The organism is Glycomyces tarimensis, from assembly GCF_054776215.1.
In genome coordinates this window covers 786,328-805,531 of record NZ_BAAHCB010000005.1, presented here as the reverse complement: position 1 = coordinate 805,531, position 19,204 = coordinate 786,328, and the positions used below count along the sequence as shown (strand labels likewise).

Sequence of the window (19,204 nt, the reverse complement as noted above, 5' to 3'; positions counted from 1 at the left end):
CCGAGCCGACCTCGGCGCCCGCCGCCGAGCCCGCCCCGGCGCCGCCGGCTCCTGAGCCGCAGGGGGGCGCGGTCGCCGAGGCCGCGCCCGCGGCGACCGTCGCCGCCGTCAAGGAAGAGCCCCCGCCCGAGCCGAAGGCCGAGCAGACGCTCCCGTCCCCGCCGCGCCAGCGCCGCGCGCCCGAGCAGCCGAAGATCCCCGACAACATCTCCGAGCTGCTGCTCGCCGAGAGCACCATGCCGGGCACCGACGTCACCGACGTCGCCGCCACGCTGATCGTCGCCGACCTCCAGCGCTCGGTCGAGTTCTACACGGAGGCTTTGGGACTGGTGATCGTCGACCGCACCACCGAGGCCGCCGTCCTAGAGGCCGGGTTCGGGAAGGTCCTGCTGTGGGAGCGGCCCGACGCGCCGCCCGGCGAGACCGGCATCATGCACCTGACGTTCGAGGTCGGCGACATCGACGCCGCGTTCACCGAGATGAACGACGCCGGCGTCGAGTTCCTGCACCTGCCGCGCACCGCGCTGCTGGGCCAGAACTACCAGCTGCGGGCCGCCGCGTTCCGCGACCCCGACGGGCACGGCCTGGCGATCACCGAGCACCGGGAGCGCTGACCGTGCTGATCGTCGGCGAGGTCCACACCGCGCTGCTGCCCCATTCGCGCCCGCTCACGCCGGAGGAGGCGCGATCGGCACTGGCGCTCGCGGTCGGGGAAGGCGTCACGCAATGGGCGAGGCCCGTGCCGCACACCGCGTCGCCGACGCTGCTGCACGGTATCGACTGCAAGCTGCCGCTCGGCCCGAAGCAGGGCCGCAAGGACGCCGATCCGGTCGGCGACAACGGCTCGGTCCGCTCGGTCGGGACGGTGTGCTCGCGCGCGGTCCTCACCGGAGGGCACCTGCTCCAGGGCTCGGCGTGGGCGGCCGTGGAGCCGCAGGACCGGCCGCGGCGCATGCCGTGGTCGTACTACCTGGCCAGGCCGGGGACGGTCCACCCCATCGGGAACCTGGAGGCCCGGCGGCTCGCCGAGGGCTTCCTGTACGCGGACGCCAGACGCGACCGCACTGGACTGCTCGACACGGCCGCGATCGCGCGGCATTCGATCCGGGACGTGCTCTCGCGCCCGGTGCTCGACCAGCGCCCGCCGATCAAGACGGGATCGACGCGGCTGCGATGGGCGGCGATCACCGATCCGAGCACGAAGTCGGCGGTGGCGTTCCGCCTGGTGAGTACCGACCGGCGGCGGCTCAGCCTCGTCACCGGCACCGCCGATCCGGAGCTGATCGCCTCGGCCGCCGAGGACCTGGCCGTCCACGACTGGCTGCTGACGGCGGTGGCCGCGCGGGTCTCGCTGGCGAAGATCGGGGAGGACTCGCGCCACACGCTGCGGACGCTCAGGCCGGTGGTCGACCACCTCATGCACCTGTGGTCGCCCGGCGCCCGCACTGCGAGCGACCTCCAGTTCACCTGGGACCTCCTCGAGCGGCGGCCGGGACTGACGCGGCAGTGGAACACCATGTGCGAGCGGGTGCGCTCGCAGATCGACTACGGCGCGGCCGACTTGGCCGACAAGGTCCTGACGATCATCGAGCAGAACCCGCAGCTGCTCCAGCGCGGCGACGGCCGGTACTGATCTTAAAGCGGGCCTTGGAAGATGTAGCTGAGCCGGTCGACCAGCTCGGCGGGCAGGTCGACGCGTTCGCGCGCGGCGGCCTTGGTGATCGCCTCGTACGCGCCGGGGTCGGGGCGCACGCACGAGCAGATGACGCGCACGGCGTGCTCGACTTCGAGGTAGTCCCCGGCGAGGACCGAGACGGTCCGATAGGCGGGGAACGGGAACGCCTCGGCGCCCAGCTGGATGATCGGCGGCATCGCGGTCCACTCCTCGGGGAGGCGCCCCGGCGCGCCCGAGCCGGGCTCGTGGCTGCGCTCGGCGCCGACGACCTCGTCTACCGGGACGGGCACGCCGATGCGCCGACCCCGATCGCGCAGGACGCCGAGGCGCATGAGCTGCCAGACGGCGGCGAGCATCGGGCACGACCAGCGCCGACCGCGCTCGGTCTCGTTCCACAACTCGACGTCGAGGAAGATCGAGTGCTCCCGGGCCGAGTTCTGGCTCGGCGGGCGCCAGGTGTCGGGCGCGCTCATGGCCACGCGCGGGCGCTGCGGCGTGGGGACGCCGTTGCACAGCCACCCCGAGCGCGACACGGGCGGGCGGGAGCCGTTGGTGCCCGGCGGCGGCTCGGAGACGATGCGGCCCGCGACGAGCGCGGCCAGATCGAGCTCGCCCATGCGGGCGCAACCCGACTCCCGGGCGAGGTAGTCGATGCGCAGTCCGGCCTCGGCGGCGGCCTCGCCGACCGTGGCGATGAGCTTGTCGGGGGCGGGCAGGTCGTCGTGGAAGTAGTCGTCGACGAGGTAGCAGGTGGACACGCGCGGCGTGCGCCCGCCGAGACGGCGGGCGAGCGCCTCGGTGGTGCCGTGGACCCAGGCCGCCGCCGAGGCCATCTCGGCGCGCAGCGCGTCCGGCCCGGCGGCGAGGTCGTCGGCGTAGAGGTGGCCGACCTCGATCGACAGGTGCGACATGCCGAACCGCTCGGTGCGCTGTTTGGCGCTGGTCTCGCTGTAGCTCATGAGCGCCCTCTCAGGTGCCGTCGAATCCGGGGATGAACGACTCCTCGCCGGAGCGCTTGGCGAGTTCGTTGAACGAGTCCACGGTGCGCTGGTTGGCGATGTCGAGGGTCGCGGTGTCGGCGTCGGTGATGATCTGCTCGCGCCACTGGAGGACCGGGTCGAGCGGGACCGAGCCGAGCAGGTTCATGCGCCCGACGCGCAGGGCGGCGGCCATCTGGTGCAGATCGGCGTCGATGCGCCGCAGCCAGCGCACCTGGGTGGGCTTGAGACCGGACAGCTCGGCGCCGTCGGGATCGACCACGGCGGTGCGCACGAACCGGATCGAGGACATCAGGCGGGCGTGGTTGTGCCCCCACGACTGGCCTGTCTCGAGCAGGCCCCGCTCGCCGTGGACGAGGCTGTGCGCGGCGAGGACGTGCTGCTTGGTCCAGCGGTGGAAGACGATCCAGCGCCACGGGACGGTCGTCAGCTCGGGCCCCGCGGTGGCGGCCATGACGATCTCGGTGGCGTGCGAGCGCCCGGCCGACAGGTCCACGATGACCAGGTCGAATTCGGATTCGAGTTGGAGGAACAGGTCGACGCAGCGGTCGATGGTGCGCGCGTCGCCGGGGAACTCGCCGCCGTCGGAGTCGCCGGGGTAGAGCACGAGCTCACCGGCGCCGTCGGGGCGGGCGCGCAGCTCTTCGCGGTCGGTCTCGTCCCACACCGAGTGCCGCTCCGGTTCGGAGGCGTGGCCCTGGAGGTAGTCGTGGATGCCGCCGCCGACGGTGCCGTGCCTGAGGTCGTCGATGTTGAAGATCGCCCCGGCGGTGGGCGAACCGAAATCGAAGTCCACATAGCACACGTTGCCGCCGAGGATGGCGCGCCGGTAGGCCAGGTTGCTGGAGGTGACCGAGCGGCCGGTGCCGCCCTTGTCGGACGTGGCGAACAGCAGCATCGTTCACTCCCCCGTCTCGGCGTCCCGCCCGGCGGCGATGAGCCGGTCGAGGTCGATCAGGGCCCGGACGCCGAGCGCGAAGGCGGTGCCCGGGCGCTCGCCGACGACCTCCTTGGCGTGCCGGATCGTCGTGCCCACGGCCTGGATCTCCTGGGCCAGCGAGGGCCCGGCGGTCCCCGAGCCGCGCAGCAGCTCCTGGTCGTAGACGTGCTCGGCCTCGACCAGGAGTTCCTGCGCCAGCGACTCCAGTCCCCGCGAGCGGGCCGGCTCGGAGGCGGCGAACCGGGCGGCCAGCACCATCGACTCGACGATGCGGATGGTGAAGTGCCAGGACGGGTCGGTGAAGCGCTGCTGGATCTCGTCGTACACCTGGCCGGGCTGATCCCACAGCTTCGCGGCCGGGCCGCCGCGGATCCTCCTGCGCTCCAAGTGCTCCCAGACCTGGTCGGCCACGGCGAGCAGCTCGGCGCGCGCGTCGATCGTGTTCAGCAGGCTCGCCGCGTGCAGGATCCGCTTGAGCAGCAGCGGGGCGTAGTCCACCATGTGCCACACCATCGGCGGCCCGTCGAGCTTCTCGATGCCGGTGAGCTCGCAGGGAACGCCGGGGAAGTGCATCTCGATGGCCTTCTCGCCGGCCAGGGCGCGGCGGCTGATGCGGCCGCGGTTGGCCAATTCGATCAGGACCTCGCCGAGCCGCATGAGTTCGTCGTCGCCGCCGCGGGAGGCGCCGAACCGCTCGGTGGCCACGGCGCATACCAGCAGGCTGTAGTAGTCGTATTCGAGACCGTCGGTGGTGCGCCACGGGACGTCCTCGAGCGGCCACTTCGAGCCGCCGCCGAAGGAGGCGATGGTGGCCCAGTACCGGCGCGTGATGTCCAGGCGCAGCTGGAGCGACTGCACCAGCTGCTGCTCCTCGTCGGACAGCAGGTTGCGCCGCAGCACGCGCGGCGAGAACAGCGTCGTGATCGCCTCGAGCGCGACGACGGTGAAGTACAGGTACGGGGCGTCCTGGGCGCGGCCCGGCCGCTGCGTCGCGCGGTCGGCGACGATCGCGATCTCGGGGGCGTTCTCGACGACCGACCACGACCAGCCGATCTCGAACAGCTTGGTCGGGGCCTCCACGCCGGCGGTGCCGCCGGATCCGACGGTGATGTCCTTCAGGGTGGCGACGATGTCGCTGGTCTGCTCGCGGAAGCGGCGGACGATGCGCTTGACCGGCTGGCCGTCGACGTTGATGAGCTCGACCAGGCGCTTGCCGTAGTCGTCCTCGGTGTCGAAGGCGGCCACCGCGAAGGAGCGCAGCAGGCCGGTGAGCGCGCCGACGAGGCGGCGGCGCACCATCGCCTCGGTCTCGTCGCGCTCCTTGACGAGGTCGAGTCGGCCGATCCGGTCCACGGTGGAGGAGAAGTCCATGAGGAACGACAGGGCCGACAGGCACAGCGGGATCGCGAGTGCGAAGCCCTCGGTGACGTCGATGCCGCGCTGCTCGGCGCTGGCCTCCCTGGAGCGGTCGAGGCGGTGCATGTTGGCGCCGCCGGAGTAGTTGGGCACGCCCTCGTCATCGGAGTGCTTGACCATGTAGTCCTTGATGATCTGCATGATGAGCGTCGGAATCTCGACCGCGTCGCCGAGACCGCCGAGCGCTTCGAGCACGGCGTCGCTCGTGGCGTCGGGGTCGGCGTAGTTGAGCTCCGGGAGCTCCTGAGCCGGGTAGAGCAGGCACAGCAGCTGCTGGGCGTCGCCGACCGGGTCGGAGTCGATGCGGCCGCCCCAATGCCAGTACTTGTGGCGGCGACCGTCCTCTTCGGTCACCGGCCTCAGGCAATAGGCCACCTGGGCGCGCCAGATGTCGAGCAATTGCTGCCGAGGCTGCATTTTCACAGGGGACCACCGCCGGATGACTCGGGGGCGTTCGGACCCGTTCACTATGGCACGGGGGTGCCAAGATCACAAGCGCGCCAAGGCCTCTGGGAGAACGTGTCGTGTCGACTAACCGACAAGTGCCGCTACTCGCGCGCCGTCCGCAGGCCAGACGGTGCGCCTCGGTCGAGTTACAGGCGTTCATCGACGACGATGGCAGCGTCTGCCTGGCGTGTGTCCTCATGGTCGGGTTCGTGCGGGTCCGGGTTCAGGCGGGCAGCGACGGAGAGATGAGTGCTTTGTAGAGGCTGGGTCGGCGGGCGTGAAGGTTCACTTTGGGCGCGGGCCGGGGCGGTTTCTTGTTCCCGATTGTGTGCGGCGCAGGGCGGTTGGCGGCTGGCAAGAGGGAAACGTGAGTGTTTTCCCACCCTAATGGGTGATGACAGAGCGCCTGTGACCTGGGAGAATAGAGGTATAGCACGAACCGGCGGAAACAGCAGGTTCGTACGAGACCTCAATGACCGAGGGAGGTGTCAGATGGCCAAAGCGACGAGGACCCAGAGCAAGACCGAGCGGACCGAGCGCGCCAAGGTCATCCACACCACGCTCGATGACGCAGCAGCCACCATCAATGCCCTCCACGCTCGGGTCCTGTCCGAGGTGATCGAGGCGAAGGCCTGGAATATCCACCGCGACTGCGATGGCTTCTCGGCCTTGCGGGAGTGGCTGGTCGCCACCTTCGACTTCCACCTGCGCACGGCTGCTGATCTGGCGGCGATCGCCCGCACGGCAGGGAAGTTCACCGTCCTGGCCGAGACGGCGACTTCGGCTCGGGCGCGGATCGACCGGGTCGCGGCAGCCGTGCGCCGCCTGGACGCCACCAAAGCCCTCCGCGTGTACGCCCGGACTCCCTACAAGGAACCGGTCCCTTCCCCGTTCGACGCGGACACCCTCTGCCCGACGCCGGAGCATCTGGTCGCCGAGTACTGCATTCACGCGACGGTGAAGGATGTGCACGCCCAGCTGGACGAGCTTCAGGCCGCGCTTGACTCGGGTGAGGAGCTGTTGGACGGGTTGGGGCAGCAGTCGTTGCAGCGCCTGGATCTGGTGGAGACTGAGAACGGCATGTTCGTCCTCTCCGGGCTGCTGTCGGCCGACACCGGGAAGCTGTTCGCGAAGCTGTTGACGACAGCGGTGCCGCCGCCGCGTCAGGACGAGGTCGACGCCGACGGGTGCCTGCCGCCGGCGGCGAACCGGCGGGCTGAGGCGTTCCACCAGATGGTCGCGGCCCACGGGGCCGACCCGAACGCGGTCAAGCGGCACGGGCACACCGCCATCCTGCACCTGTCGGTCGACATCGAAACGTTGGCTGGGGACGACACCGGCCGGGTGCCGACCCTCGAAGGCGACCCCATCTCTCTGGGTAAGGCCCGCCTGCTCGCCTGCGAAGGCCTCGTGATCCCCAACGTGTTCAACTACCGCACCGGCGAAGCGATCGAACTCGGCCGCGCACTCCGGCTCCCCAACAGCGCCCTGCGGCGGAAGCTGGAACTCGAGCAGCCGGGCGGGTGCGCTTGGAGCGGCTGTCTCGCACCGGTGCAGTGGACCGAAGCTTCACCACATCCGCCACTGGGCGAATGGTGGCCCGACGGTGGCGGAGAACCTGATCTTGCTGTGCCGGTTCCACCACGGCCGCGTCCACACCCCCGGCTGGACGATCACCAAAACCGGACCGGGCAAGGCGTTGATCGTCCACCACGACGGGCACGAGGACACCGACCCCGACCTCCAATGCGGCTGCGCCGACTGGCGCACCGACACGGACTTGGACGCCGACTTCACCGACGACATCGCGAACGCCTTCCCGACCGGCCTGTATCCCGAGGAATGGTCCGAGACCCTGAAACCCGACCTCGAAGCGGCTGCTGAGCAGGCCGAGACCGAGCAGGTCATGGCCGCCGCGAAAGCCGCCCGCGCCAAAGCACGAGCACGCTTCACCACCCCGACACCCCAACGCAAGACCGAACCCGAACCGGCTTCAGCACCGACACCCGAACCGGGGCAGGGCCAGAGGCGGGAATACGAGACTTCGACACCACTGACCGAGGCGAAGCGATCTCACGACCTCGTCAGCGCCGCACCGACACCCGACTACGGACCACCGCCGGTCTTAACCCGCCCGCTGCGGAATGCCGTGGCGGGGAAGGCACCTCATAGGTCGCCAGCTCGAAACCGACAACGGCTTCGAGCACATTCCCATGCCCAGACCCCCAAACCGGCACACCAACCACCCGGCTCCCGGCACCCAGCTCCCGGCACCCAGCTCCCAGGTCCCAGGTCCCGGCTCCAAGTCAACGCCAATCCGACCCGACCCGGCACGGCACTGCACGGCACCACCGGCTACCTCCGCGCCGCCAGACCGCCCCAGCCCAGCCGCCACTTGCTTTTGTCGCTGCCCATAGTGCAGGGCGACCATCACGCCCGCCCGTTCCCGCCGACGCCCCCGCGTCCATTGCCGGACTCGGCAGGCCCTCCCGCAGGAGCACACCACGGGCAGCTTCGGCTAACGACCCCGGCCGTCCAGCCACCGCTTCATCGCTGCCTCGGTGCAGGGTGGCCCGATGTTGCCCACACCTCGTAGACGTGGCAGGGCACCTCGAGGACCGGCACGACCGTGACCCGCTCGCGGGTCATCGCGAGCTTCTCGGCCACGCGCACGGACGCGGCGTTCTCGGCGTGGATGCACGAGACGAGCCGGTCCATGCCGAGTTCCTCGAAGGCGAAGCGGATCGCCTCGCGGGCCGCCTCGGTCGCGTAGCCCCGGCCCCAGTGCGGGCGGCCGATCCGCCAGCCGACCTCGACGGCCGGCAGGATCTCAGGGAGGAACTCCGGCACGGCCAGCGCGGCGAATCCGAGGAACTCGCCGCTCTCGGCGTGCTCGACGGCGAGCGTGCCCCAGCCCTGCTCCTCCCAGCGGCTCATGGACTTGCGCACGCCCTCCCGTGTCTCCTCGATGCCGCGCGGCTCGCCGTTGCCGATGTAGCGCATGACCTCGGGGTCGGCGTTGATCGCGGCGAAGGGCTCGACGTCGTCCTCGGTGAAAGGGCGCAGGACGAGGCGTTCGGTCGTCAGGCGGGTCATCGTTCGGGCGGCTTCCGCAATTGGGTGCGGACGTACCAGCAGTAGGCCCACACCGCCGCGAAGACGAGCCCCGCCGCGCCGAGCGACCAGTGGAAGAGCCAGCAGGCGATGAGCGCGGCTTGGACGACGGCGCCGGCAGGCCAGACCCACGGGCGCCTTGCCATGCCCGCCAGTACGACGCACGCACTGGTGAGGACGAGGACGGCGGTGATCGCGGCTGTCGCGTTGTCGAGGAGCATGCGCATCGGCACGATCGCGAGCAGCAGCGCGAGCGCCTCGAAGCTCAGGGCGAGCGCGGCCAGGCCGCGGGCGGCGCGTTCGGGGTCGCGCAGGCCCGAGGCGGGCGAGGGCTCAGACACGGCGGCGCACCAGGAGCTTGCGGGCGTCGGCGACGGTGAACACCGAACCGGTGACGAGGACGCCGCCGCCGCTCTCGTAGACGTCGTCGGCCTCCTCGGCCAGCTCGATGGCGCGGGCGAGCGCGTCGGGCATGTGCGGCTGGACGATGACCCGCTCGGGCCCGAAGACCTCGCGGGCGACGCCTGCGAGCGTCGCCGCCGGCATGGCGCGGTCGGAGCCGGACTTGGTGACGACGACCTCGTCGACGATCGGCTCGAGCAACTCGAGCATGTGGTCGACCTCCTTGTCGGCGAGCATCCCGATCACGGCCACGAGCTTGCGGAAGTTGAACTCCTCGCCGACCGCCTTGGTCATGGCCTCCATGCCGGCGGGGTTGTGGGCGGCGTCGAGCACGATCGTCGGCGCGGTGCGCACGACCTCGAGCCGGCCCGGCGAGGTGAAGTCCGCGAAGGCCTCGCCGACGATGTCGGCGTTGAGGGCCTTGGGCTCGCCCGCGCCGAGGAGCACCTCGACCGCGGCGAGCGCGAGCGCGGCGTTGTGGGCCTGGTATTCGCCGTGGAGCGGCAGGAACAGGTCCTCGTAGCGGGCGGCCTTCGTCTCGATGGTGAGCAGCTGCCCGCCGACGGCTACCTCGCGGGCGGTGACCTCGAAGCCGCGGCCCTCGGCGACGAGTCCGGCGCCGACGGCCTTGGCGCGGCGCAGCAGGGGCTCCATCGCGGAGCGCTCCTGGGTCGAGGTGACGAGCGTGGAGCCCTCGTGGACGATGCCGGACTTCATGGTGGCGATCTCGGCGAGCGTGTCGCCGAGCCATTTGGTGTGGTCGATCGCGATCGGGCTGATGACGGCGACCTCGGCCGCGAGGATGTTCGTAGAGTCGGTCTCGCCGCCGAGCCCGACCTCGATGACGCCGACGTCGATCGGCGTGTCCGCGAAGGCGCCCATGGCGAGCGCGACGGTCATCTCGAAGTAGGTAAGCGTCTCCTCGTACTGGGCGTCGACCAGGTCGGCCAGCGGGGCGACCTCGTAGTAGGTGGCGGCGAGCCGGTCGGGGGCGATCGGCTCGCCGTCGACGCAGATCCGCTCGGTGACGTTGTCCAGGTGCGGCGAGGTGAACATGCCGGTGCGCAGGTTGTGGCCGCGCAGCAGCCGCTCGATCATCCGGGTGGTCGAGGTCTTGCCGTTGGTGCCGGTGATGTGCACCGACCTGAAGGCGCGCTGCGGGTCCCCCATGAGGTCGAGCAGGGCCTTGATGCGGTCGAGCGTGAAGTCCCAGCGGGAGAAGCCGCGCGCTTCGAGCGCGGCCTCGACCTGCGCCAGTTCGGCGTTGTGCATGTTCGCCACCTCAGGACAGGCGCTCGAGTTGGGCGGCGACGCGCGCGATGTCGGCCTCGGCGGTCGCCTTGCGGGCGCGGATCTTGTCGACCACGGCGTCGGGGGCCTTCGCGAGGAACGCCTCGTTACCGAGCTTCTTGGTGGTGCCGTCGAGCTCCTTCCGGGCGGCGGCCAGGGCCTTCTCCAGGCGGGCGCGTTCGGCGGCGACGTCGATCGCGCCGGAGGTGTCGAGCGCGACGCTGACCTGGTCGGACACGGCGAGCTCGGCGGTCGGGTCGAAGCCGCCGCCGGGCTCGTCGAGCTTGACGAGGTTGCGGATGAGCCGCTCTTCGCCGGCCAGGCCGGCCGCTGCGAGCCCGTCCAGGCGCGCGGCCACCCGCTGGCTGGGCTTGACGCCCTGGCCGTCGCGGAAGCGCCGGACTTCGACGACGAGATGCTGGAGGGCGCCGACGAGGCGCTCGGCCTCGTCGTCGGATCCGGCCGGGACGGGCCAGGAGGCCACGGTGAGCGATGCGCCGCGCTCTTCGCCGCCGGTCAGTTCGAGCCACAGCTCCTCGGTGACGAAGGGGACGACCGGGTGCAGCAGGCGCAGCAGCTGGTCGAACACGTGCCCGATGACGCGGCGCGTGGCGTCGGCGGCCTCGCCGCCCTCGGCGAGGACCGGCTTGGTCAGCTCCAGGTACCAGTCGAAGACGTCGTCCCACGCGAAGTGGTAGAGCGCGTCCATGGCCTTGGCGAACTCGTAGTCCTCCAGGAAGCCGTCGACGGCCTCGACCGTGCGCGACAGCCGCGAGAGGATCCACCGGTCGATCAGGGACGGCTCGGCGGGCAGATCGCCGGAGACGGTGGCGCCGCTCATGAGGGCGAAGCGGGTGCCGTTCCACAGCTTGTTGCAGAAGTTCCGGCTGATCTCGGCCAGCTCGATGGAGGCGGTGTTGTCGCTGCCGGGCTGGGCGTCGCGCGCGAGCATGAACCGCAGCGCGTCGGCGCCGTAGGTGTCGACCACCTCGAGCGGGTCGATGCCGTTGCCCGAGGACTTCGACATCTTCTTGCCCTCTTTGTCGCGGATGAGCCCGTGCAGGTACACCTCCGAGAACGGGGCCTGCCCCATCGCGTAGGTCCCGAACATCATCATCCGGACCACCCAGAAGAAGATGATGTCCTGGCCGGTGATGAGCGACGCGGTCGGATAGAACTTCTCCAGCGCGGGCGTGGCCTCGGGCCAGCCGAGCGTCGAGAACGGCCACAGCGCCGAGGAGAACCACGTGTCGAGCACGTCGGGGTCCTGGACGTAGCCTTCGGGGGCCTCCTCGCCCGGTCCCACGCACACCTGCTCGCCGCCCGGGCCGTACCAGATCGGGATGCGGTGGCCCCACCACAGCTGGCGGGAGATGCACCAGTCGAGCAGGTTGTCCACCCACGAGAAGTAGCGCTTCTCCATCTCCGGCGGATAGATCTTCGTCTCGCCGTTCCTCACGGCGTCGGCCGCGAGCTTCGCGAGCCGTTCGACCTTGACGAACCACTGCTTCGACAGTCGCGGCTCCACCACGGTGTCGCAGCGGTCGCAGTGGCCCACGGCGTGCATGTACGGGCGCTTCTCGGCGACGATGCGGCCCTCGGCGCGCAGCGCCGAGGCGATCGCGCTGCGCGCCTCGAAGCGGTCGAGGCCCTGGAAGGGGCCGTGTGCGGTGACGGTGCCGCGTTCGTCCATGATGAGGATCGACTCGAGCTCGTGGCGCTGCCCGATCGCGAAGTCATTCGGGTCGTGTGCGGGGGTCACCTTCACCGCGCCGGTGCCGAATTCGGGGTCGACGTGCTCGTCGGCGACGATCGGGATGCGCCGCCCGGTGAAGGGCAGCTCGACGGTCTTGCCGAGCAGGTGCCGGTAGCGCTCGTCGTCGGGGTGGACGGCCACGGCGGTGTCGCCGAGCATCGTCTCCAGCCGGGTCGTGGCGACCACGATGGACTCCTCGCCCTGGCCGTAGCGCATCGACACGAGCTCGCCCGCGTCGTCCTGATGCTCCACCTCGATGTCCGACAGCGCGGTCATGCACCGCGGGCACCAGTTGATGATGCGCTCGGCGCGGTAGATGAGCCCGTCGTCGTAGAGGCGCTTGAAGATCGTCTGCACGGCCTGGGACAGGCCCTCGTCGAGCGTGAACCGCTCGCGGGACCAGTCGACGCCGTCGCCGATCTTCTTCATCTGATTGGAGATGCGCTCGTGGTAGGTGTCCTTCCACTCCCACACCCGCTCGACGAACGCCTCGCGGCCCAGGTCGTGGCGGGACAGGCCCTCGGAGTCGGCGAGCTGGCGCTCCACGACGTTCTGGGTCGAGATGCCGGCGTGGTCGGTGCCGGGCAGGAACAGCGCCTCCTTGCCGCGCATGCGTTCGCGGCGCACCATCGCGTCGATGAGCGTGTGGTTGAGCGCGTGCCCCAAGTGGAGCTGGCCGGTCACGTTCGGCGGCGGGATCACGATGCAGTACGGGTCGCGATCAGAGTCGTCGGCAGCCTTGAAGCGACCGTCGGCTACCCACTTCGCGTAGCGTCGCGCCTCTACGTCTACGGGCGCGTACGTCTTCGACAGGCGGGTTTCTCGGCTCGGTGGCTTCTTCGCTGCATCGGTCACCCGACAAGTGTAAGGAGCGCGGCGAGCGGGCGTCGACGCGGTTTAGGCCGTGTCGTCCAGCACGCTTCTGGCCGCCGCGGCGACGTCGGTGCGGCCCTCGGCGACGTCGGCGGCAAGCTGTTCGGTGACCTCGTAGCGGCGACGCAGCTCGGCGTCGACGAGCGAGCGGATCTCGGCGGCGGCCCGCTCGCGGCGCTTGGCCGAGAGCCGGTCCTCCCCCGAGAGCCAGTCGCGGTGCTTGCCGATCGCGGCGACGAGCTCGTCGATGCCCTCACCCGTGTGGGCGACGGTCTTGCAGATCGGCTGTCGCCACTCGCCGGGATCGCGTTTGACCAGCGACATCATGGCGCGCAGGTCGCGTACGGCCGAGTCGGCGCCGGGCCGGTCGGCCTTGTTGACGACGTAGACGTCGGCGATCTCCACGACCCCGGCCTTGACGGCCTGGATGCCGTCGCCCATGCCGGGGGCGAGCAGCAGCAGCGTGGTGTCCGCCAGGCTCGCGATCTCGACCTCGGCCTGGCCGACCCCGACGGTCTCGACGAGGACGACGTCGAATCCGAGCCCTTCGAGCAGGCGCACGGCCGCGCCGGTGTTCGCGGCGAGCCCGCCGAGGTGCCCGCGAGTAGCCACCGAGCGGATGTAGACGCCGTCGTCGAGCGCGTGGTCGGCCATGCGGACCCGGTCGCCCAGGATCGCGCCGCCGCTGAACGGGCTCGACGGGTCGACCGCCAGGACCGCGACGCGCAGGCCGGCCTCGCGCCAGGCGCCCAGCAGCGCCGAGACGAGCGTGGACTTGCCCACGCCCGGGGAGCCGGTGACGCCGACGATGGTCGCGTCGCCTCCGGTCACCGAGGCGGCGATCTCCACCGCGTCCGGGGTGCGGTTCTCGACGGCGGAGAGGAGTCGGGCGACGGCCCGGCGGTCGCCCGCCCGGGCCGAGGCCACGGTGTCGCTGACCCGCATCAGGCTCCCTTGAGGATGACGGCGTCGCCCTGGCCGCCGCCGCCGCACAGCCCGGCCGCGCCGAGCCGCCCGGAGTCGAGCTGGCGGGCGAGCGTCTGGACCAGGCGCGCGCCGGAGGCCCCGATCGGGTGGCCGAGGGCGATCGCGCCGCCGTCGGGGTTGACGCGGTCGAGCTCGACCCCGAGGGACGCCGCCGAGGCGAGGACGACCGCGGCGAACGCCTCGTTCATCTCGATGACGTCGAGGTCGGCGGCGCGGTGCCCCGTCTTGGCGAGCGCGGCGTTGATCGCGTTCGCGGGCTGGTCGAGCAGCGAGTTGTCCGGGCCCGCGACGGCGCCGTAGGCGAGGATCTCGGCGGTGTAGGCCCAGCCGTTGGCCTCGGCGACCGACTTGCGCGCCAGGACGAGCGCGGCGGCGCCGTCGGAGATCTGCGAGGCGGTCGCGGCGGTGATGGTCCCGTTCTCGGTGAACGCGGGGCGCAGCCGCCCGAGCGATTCGGGCGTCGATTCGGGGCGGACGCCCTCGTCGGCGTCGACCAGGCCGCGGCGGGTCTCGACGGAGGTGATCTCCTCGGCGAGGCGCTCGGCGGCCTTGGCGGCGCGCTGGTGGCTGTAGGCGGCGAACTCGTCTTGCTGAGCGCGGGTGATGTCCTTGCCGCTCAGGTGCCGTTCGGTCGACTCGCCCATGGAGATGCCGTCGTAGGCGTCGGTGAGGCCGTCGTAGGAGAGGTGGTCGATGAGCGCGGCGTCGCCGTACTTGAAGCCGCGGCGCGAGCCCGGCAGCAGGTGCGGGGCGCGGCTCATGGACTCCATGCCGCCGGCGACGATGACCTCGGCGGCCCCGCCGCGCAGGAGCTGGTCGGCCAGGCCGACCGCGGTCATGCCGGAGAGGCAGACCTTGTTGACCGACAGCGACGGCACGCTCATCGGGAGCCCGGCGGCGACGGCGGCCTGCCGGGCGGGGTTCTGGCCGGATCCGGCGGGCAGGACCTGCCCGAGGATGACCTGGTCGATTCGGTCGGGGCCGACGCCGGCCCGCTCGAGCGCGGCCCTGATCGCGGTCCCGGCCAGGTCGGTGGCGGGGACGGCCGCGAGGGCTCCGTTGAACCGCCCGATCGGTGTGCGGGCGGCGGCGAGGATGACGGTGCTGTCACTCATGGTGGACCTCCGTTGGTCTGACTACCCTCGATCCTATGACGCTGACTGACGGAATCGGACTGCGGCGCATCGACCATGTGGGCGTGGCGGTGCCGGACCTGGAGCAGGCCCTGGAATGGTACGCCGGAACACTCGGCGGCGAGGCGGTGCACCGCGAGGTCAACGAGGCGCAAGGGGTGGTCGAGGTGATGGTCGCCTGGCCCGAGGGCGGCGCCCAGGTGCAGCTGCTCGCGCCGCTCGACGAGACCTCGCCGATCGCGAAGTTCATCGACAAGAAGGGACCGGGCCTCCAGCAGCTCGCGTTCACCGTGGCCGACGTCGAGGCCGCGAGCGCCACGCTGCGCGAGAAGGGCGTCTCCCTGCTGTACGAATCGCCCCGGGAGGGCACGGCCGGCAGCCGCATCAATTTCGTCCATCCGAGGGACGCCGGAGGGGTCCTCGTCGAGCTCGTCGAGCCCGCCGCGCCTGCCGCGCAATAGGAGCGATGTCGGATTCCCGACGTCGTCCGCGGCACGGCGAATCGGCCGGTGCTCGCAACGCGGACTGACTTCTGCGTCGTTTCAAGGAATTCGCCCAATTTGCGACGGGAGTGGCTGCTGATCAGACGCCCGCAAACCCCTGACCTTGCTGTCGACAGTCCGCGACGCATCTGCAACTATTAGGCCATGTCGCAGCAGCCCTCCAACAGTACCTTTTTCGACAACGACCAATCGGTGCCGGAATTCCCCGTGCAGTTGCGGGGTTACGACAGGCACCAGGTGGATGAATTCATCCAGAAGAACCTGGCGAGGTTGACGCAGACCGAGCAGCAGCGCACCGAGGCCGAACAGCGGATGACCGACGCGCAGCGCCGTCTCCGCCAGGCCGAGCAGCGCATCCAGGGACTCGAGCAGCGCCTGCAGGAGCAGACGAAGCAGCTCGAGGAGAACTCCCGCCCGACCCTCTCTGGACTCGGTACCCGCGTCGAGCAGATCCTCCGTCTCGCCGAAGAACAGGCCAACGAGCACCGCGCCGAGGCCAAACGCGAGACCGAGGGCATCCTGTCGGCAGCCCGCCTCGAATCACGCGAGATCACCGACGCCGCCCGCGCCGAAGCCCAGAGCCTCAAGCAGAACGCCGAGCGCGAGGCCACCACCTTGCGCACGCAGGTCGAGCGCGAGGTCGCCGAACTGCGCACCAACGCCCGCCGCGAATGCGAGACCCTCCGCTCCGACGCCGAGCGCGAGACCAAGCAGCTGCGCACCGCCACCGGCCACGAGGTGGCCGAGCTGAAGGCCTCCGTCGAGCGCGAGGTCGCCACGATGCGCGCCACCGCCGACCGCGAGATCACCCAGCTGCGCGCCAAGGCCGCCCGCGAGGCGGAGGAGAAGCGCGCCGAGGCCGCGAAGCTGTTCGCCGAGGCCAAGGAGAAGCGCGACAAGGACCTCCAGGCCCTCGACCTCGAACTGGCCGAGCGCAAGGAGAAGGCCGAGCGCGAGGAGTCCGAGCGCCACGCCCGCGCCGTCGCCGAGACCCAGAAGCTCGTCTCCGACGCCGAGAACCGCGCCCGCGACGCCGAGGAGCGCGCCAAGTCCGCCGAGACGCGTGCCGAGGAGAAGCGCTCCGAGGCCGACTCCTACGCCGAGGAGACCACGACCAAGGCCAAGCGCGACGCCCAGAAGGCCGTCTCCGACGCCAAGGCCGAGGCCGAACGGCTGCTGTCGGACGCCAAGTCGGACGCCGAGCGCGTCACCAAGGAGGCCGAGGACAAGGTCGCCGAACTCACCGCGAAGCGCGACGAGGTCCAGGCGACACTGCGCAACATGACCCAGACGCTCTCGGGCATGATGGGCAACTTCCCCGGAGCCGACTTCGGCGACAAGACGGACGAGAAGTGACGTCCTTCCCTCCCTTCGCTCAGGGAGGGAACCCCGCCTGGGCCGCCGCTTCAGCGGCGGCCCTACGGGCGGGTCGCTGATTCCTCTCCCGCCTCGCGGCGGGGTTGTTCGCGCCGTGCCGGGCACTCGGGGTCTTCTCGGCGCTCCACCACCGACAACCCGGACTCCCCTGAACGACCACCGCCGTCGTATCATGGCTACCCCGGAAGCGGTGGCACGAACGAGCGAATGCCCGCCGCGTGACCCCACCAGGGCTTTTTGGCGGCAGACAAGTAAACCCGGCGAATCCGCGTTACCGTCGTAAGCAACGGCAGATAAGCATTATCTGGGCGTAGGTCGACGGTGGAGGAACCACAGCATCGGCCGCGTCCCGCCACATCCGGTCCCTTATGCCGAAGTGACGGGACGCGGCTTACGTGAGGATGAGCGTATGGCGCGTGACAACAAACTCAGCGATGACTCGGAACTGCTGACCGGCTTCGACGAGGGCCGTCCCATCGACCGCGGTTTCGAGACCGCGCTGCGCGGATACGACAAGCGGCAGGTGGACCGGTTCATCGACGCGATGCAGTTGCAGATGGACACGCTGGCCGGCGAACGCGCCGAGGCGCTCGCGCAGATCGACCGGCTCGTCGTCCAGGTGCAGCAGTTGCAGACGCAGATCCAGGAGCTGCGCCGGCGCAGCGCCGCCGGCGACAAGGCCTCCTACCGGCACTTGGGCGTGCGGATCGAGCACATGCTCACGCTCGCCGAGGAGCAGGCCGCCGAGATCAAGGCGGGCGCTCACTCCGAGACCGAGGAGATGCACCGCCACGCCGAGAACAAGCTGCGCGAGGCCGAGGCCCAGATCGAGGCGGCCCGCAGGGACTTCGAGACGACGCTGAAGGCGCGCCGCGCTGCCGCGGAGAAGGCCGAAGCCGACCGGCGCGCGATCATCGACGCCGAGATCAACAAGCGCGCCCGCGAGGCTCAGGCCATGGTCGACCAGGCCAAGGAGCGCGCCGCCGCGCTGGTCGCGGAGGCGGAGCAGGACGCCGAGAACAAGCGTGCCGCCGCCGACGAGCAGACCCGCCAGCTGGTCACGCACGTGGAGCGGTTGCGGGCCGAGGCCCAGCAGATGAAGGACGACGCCGCGCTCGCCGCCGAGCAGACCGTCGCCGAGGCCCGCGAGAAGGCCGAGCGGATCGTCGCCGAGGCCGAAGCCGAGGCCGAGCGCATACGTGCCGAGAACGAGACCGAGATGCAGCGGCTGCGCAACGAGACGCTGGAGAACCTCGAACAGTTCAAGCAGGAGACCGAGACGTTCGCCCAGACCGTCCGCGCCGAGGCCGAGAACGAGGCCACGCGGGTCCGCGCCGAGGCGGCCGATCAGGCCACGCTGACGCGCACCGAGGCGGCCGACGAGGCCAAGCGGGTGCGCCAGGAGGCCCAGCGGCGCGTCGAGGAGGCCGCCGCCGAGGCCGAGGCCGTGTCGAAGGAGGCCGCCGAGCGCGCCGAGCAGCTCACGGCGGGGGCCGAGGAGCGGGCCCGGAAGGTCACCGAGGAGGCCGAGGCCGCCGCGCTGCGGCTCGCCGAGGAGACCGAGCGCGAGACGCGGCGCCTGCGCGAGGAGGCGGCGGAGTCGGGCCGTGCCGAGCGCGAGCAGGCCGCTGCGGATGCGCGCCGGCTCACCGAGGAGACCGAGGCCCAGATCGCTCAGATGCGGCAGCAGGCCGCCGCTGAGGCCGAGCAGATCACCGGCGAGGCCGCCTCGCGGGCCCAGCGGCTGACCGAAGAGGCCACCACCGAGGCGCGGCGGCTGCGCGGCGAGGCCGAGGCCGACCGCGAGCAGGCGCAGGTCGAGGCCGAGAAGGCCCGTGCCGAGTTGGCGCGGATCGACTCCGAGCGCGAGCGGCTCCTGGCCGAGGCGCAGGCCGAGGCCGATCGGGTCCTCAAGGAGGCCGAGCTGCGGGCCGAGCAGGTCAAGTCGGATCAGGAGGCGATCGTCGCCGAGGCCGAGAAGCGCGCCGAGACGGCGCGCCGCCGGGCCGAGGAGCTGTCGAAGTCGGCCAAGCAGACCGCGCGGCGCGACTCCGAGGCCATCTTGGCCACCGCCCGCGCGCAGGCCAAGAAGCTGCTGGAGGACGCGCGTTCGGGCGGCGGATCGAAGAAGCCCGCCGAGAACAGCGCCGCGCCCGCCAAGAAGCGCACGGCCCCGCGCAAGGGCGGCCAGAAGCAGCAGGACGGCCAGGCCGGCCAGAGCGAGGACGGCGGCCAGGGCGACGTCGAGGACGAGTCCGCGACGAAGATCTCGTCGTCGACCAAGTCCTAGCGA

Annotated in this window: 15 protein-coding genes; 6 read left to right on the top strand and 9 right to left on the bottom strand. The window is 71.0% G+C overall.

Annotated elements, in window-relative coordinates:
• Together ACYVK3_RS09170 and ACYVK3_RS09165 are read left to right on the top strand one after the other, a co-directional pair.
• The coding region (locus ACYVK3_RS09170; RefSeq protein WP_460496962.1) for a VOC family protein at nt 1-614 on the top strand (614 nt) is incomplete at its 5' end.
• A 2-nt stretch (nt 615-616) separates the two neighbouring features.
• Nucleotides 617-1,633: an SCO2521 family protein gene (locus tag ACYVK3_RS09165; protein ID WP_460496961.1), complete on the top strand. Its 1,017-nt coding sequence runs from the start codon at nt 617-619 to the stop codon at nt 1,631-1,633.
• A gap of 2 nt (nt 1,634-1,635) precedes the next feature.
• On the opposite strand, the gene ACYVK3_RS09160 is transcribed toward ACYVK3_RS09165, so the two are convergent.
• Genes ACYVK3_RS09160 through ACYVK3_RS09150 form a run of 3 tightly spaced genes read right to left on the bottom strand, consistent with a single transcriptional unit; the run spans nt 1,636 to nt 5,446 of the window.
• A complete protein-coding gene (locus ACYVK3_RS09160; protein ID WP_460496960.1) occupies nt 1,636-2,634 on the bottom strand; it encodes an SCO2522 family protein in 999 nt (332 codons plus the stop codon).
• Nucleotides 2,635-2,644: 10 nt separating this feature from the next.
• Nucleotides 2,645-3,571: an SCO2523 family variant P-loop protein gene (locus ACYVK3_RS09155; RefSeq protein ID WP_460496959.1), complete on the bottom strand. Its 927-nt coding sequence runs from the start codon at nt 3,569-3,571 to the stop codon at nt 2,645-2,647.
• 3 nt (nt 3,572-3,574) lie between these two features.
• Complete coding sequence (locus tag ACYVK3_RS09150) at nt 3,575-5,446, bottom strand: SCO2524 family protein (RefSeq protein ID WP_460496958.1); 1,872 nt, start codon at nt 5,444-5,446, stop codon at nt 3,575-3,577.
• 1,810 nt (nt 5,447-7,256) lie between these two features.
• On the opposite strand from ACYVK3_RS09150, the gene ACYVK3_RS09145 reads away from it, so the two are divergent.
• Nucleotides 7,257-8,072, top strand: coding sequence for a hypothetical protein (locus tag ACYVK3_RS09145; RefSeq protein WP_460496957.1), 816 nt, complete (start codon nt 7,257-7,259; stop codon nt 8,070-8,072).
• Here the strand turns inward: ACYVK3_RS09145 and ACYVK3_RS09140 are convergent.
• The 6 genes from ACYVK3_RS09140 to ACYVK3_RS09115 are packed head-to-tail and all read right to left on the bottom strand — an operon-like array spanning nt 8,024 to nt 15,013.
• The gene (locus ACYVK3_RS09140; RefSeq protein ID WP_460496956.1) at nt 8,024-8,572 is read right to left on the bottom strand and encodes a GNAT family N-acetyltransferase; all 549 of its coding nucleotides are present in this window, start codon (nt 8,570-8,572) and stop codon (nt 8,024-8,026) included. The two genes, ACYVK3_RS09145 and ACYVK3_RS09140, sit on opposite strands and share 49 nt — an antisense overlap.
• Entirely contained in the window at nt 8,569-8,931 is a 363-nt protein-coding gene (locus ACYVK3_RS09135) for a DUF4233 domain-containing protein (RefSeq protein ID WP_460496955.1), read from the bottom strand. The genes ACYVK3_RS09140 and ACYVK3_RS09135 overlap by 4 nt, the downstream gene beginning before the upstream one ends.
• Nucleotides 8,924-10,264 carry a bifunctional folylpolyglutamate synthase/dihydrofolate synthase gene (locus ACYVK3_RS09130; RefSeq protein ID WP_460496954.1) on the bottom strand — a complete coding sequence of 447 codons (1,341 nt, stop codon included), beginning with the start codon at nt 10,262-10,264 and terminating at the stop codon, nt 8,924-8,926. The genes ACYVK3_RS09135 and ACYVK3_RS09130 overlap by 8 nt, the downstream gene beginning before the upstream one ends.
• A gap of 10 nt (nt 10,265-10,274) precedes the next feature.
• On the bottom strand, nt 10,275-12,893 hold the full coding sequence (locus tag ACYVK3_RS09125; protein WP_460496953.1) for a valine--tRNA ligase: 2,619 nt from the start codon (nt 12,891-12,893) through the stop codon (nt 10,275-10,277).
• A gap of 42 nt (nt 12,894-12,935) precedes the next feature.
• Nucleotides 12,936-13,856 (bottom strand): ArgK/MeaB family GTPase, encoded by a 921-nt coding sequence (gene meaB / locus ACYVK3_RS09120; RefSeq protein ID WP_460496952.1) that lies wholly within the window; start codon nt 13,854-13,856, stop codon nt 12,936-12,938.
• On the bottom strand, nt 13,856-15,013 hold the full coding sequence (locus ACYVK3_RS09115; RefSeq protein ID WP_460496951.1) for an acetyl-CoA C-acetyltransferase: 1,158 nt from the start codon (nt 15,011-15,013) through the stop codon (nt 13,856-13,858). The genes meaB and ACYVK3_RS09115 overlap by 1 nt, the downstream gene beginning before the upstream one ends.
• A 35-nt stretch (nt 15,014-15,048) precedes the next feature.
• Between ACYVK3_RS09115 and mce the strand changes: the two genes are divergently transcribed.
• From mce to ACYVK3_RS09100, 3 genes are all read left to right on the top strand, one after another.
• Nucleotides 15,049-15,492 (top strand): VOC family protein, encoded by a 444-nt coding sequence (mce, locus tag ACYVK3_RS09110; RefSeq protein ID WP_460496950.1) that lies wholly within the window; start codon nt 15,049-15,051, stop codon nt 15,490-15,492.
• A gap of 186 nt (nt 15,493-15,678) precedes the next feature.
• Nucleotides 15,679-16,890 carry a coiled-coil domain-containing protein gene (locus tag ACYVK3_RS09105; protein WP_460496949.1) on the top strand — a complete coding sequence of 404 codons (1,212 nt, stop codon included), beginning with the start codon at nt 15,679-15,681 and terminating at the stop codon, nt 16,888-16,890.
• 430 nt (nt 16,891-17,320) lie between these two features.
• Nucleotides 17,321-19,201: a DivIVA domain-containing protein gene (locus ACYVK3_RS09100; RefSeq protein ID WP_460496948.1), complete on the top strand. Its 1,881-nt coding sequence runs from the start codon at nt 17,321-17,323 to the stop codon at nt 19,199-19,201.
• The last annotated feature ends 3 nt before the right edge of the window (nt 19,202-19,204 follow it).

Excerpts from the sequence above, each read along its gene's own strand:
- ACYVK3_RS09115 (WP_460496951.1), bottom strand. The coding sequence starts at position 15,013 with ATGAGTGACAGCACCGTCATCCTCGCCGCCGCCCGCACACCGATCGGG.
- ACYVK3_RS09105 (WP_460496949.1), top strand. The coding sequence starts at position 15,679 with ATGTCGCAGCAGCCCTCCAACAGTACCTTTTTCGACAACGACCAATCG.
- ACYVK3_RS09130 (WP_460496954.1), bottom strand. The coding sequence starts at position 10,264 with ATGCACAACGCCGAACTGGCGCAGGTCGAGGCCGCGCTCGAAGCGCGC.
- ACYVK3_RS09160 (WP_460496960.1), bottom strand. The coding sequence starts at position 2,634 with ATGAGCTACAGCGAGACCAGCGCCAAACAGCGCACCGAGCGGTTCGGC.
- mce (WP_460496950.1), top strand. The coding sequence starts at position 15,049 with ATGACGCTGACTGACGGAATCGGACTGCGGCGCATCGACCATGTGGGC.
- ACYVK3_RS09155 (WP_460496959.1), bottom strand. The coding sequence starts at position 3,571 with ATGCTGCTGTTCGCCACGTCCGACAAGGGCGGCACCGGCCGCTCGGTC.
- ACYVK3_RS09140 (WP_460496956.1), bottom strand. The coding sequence starts at position 8,572 with ATGACCCGCCTGACGACCGAACGCCTCGTCCTGCGCCCTTTCACCGAG.
- ACYVK3_RS09150 (WP_460496958.1), bottom strand. The coding sequence starts at position 5,446 with ATGCAGCCTCGGCAGCAATTGCTCGACATCTGGCGCGCCCAGGTGGCC.
- ACYVK3_RS09100 (WP_460496948.1), top strand. The coding sequence starts at position 17,321 with ATGGCGCGTGACAACAAACTCAGCGATGACTCGGAACTGCTGACCGGC.
- meaB (WP_460496952.1), bottom strand. The coding sequence starts at position 13,856 with ATGCGGGTCAGCGACACCGTGGCCTCGGCCCGGGCGGGCGACCGCCGG.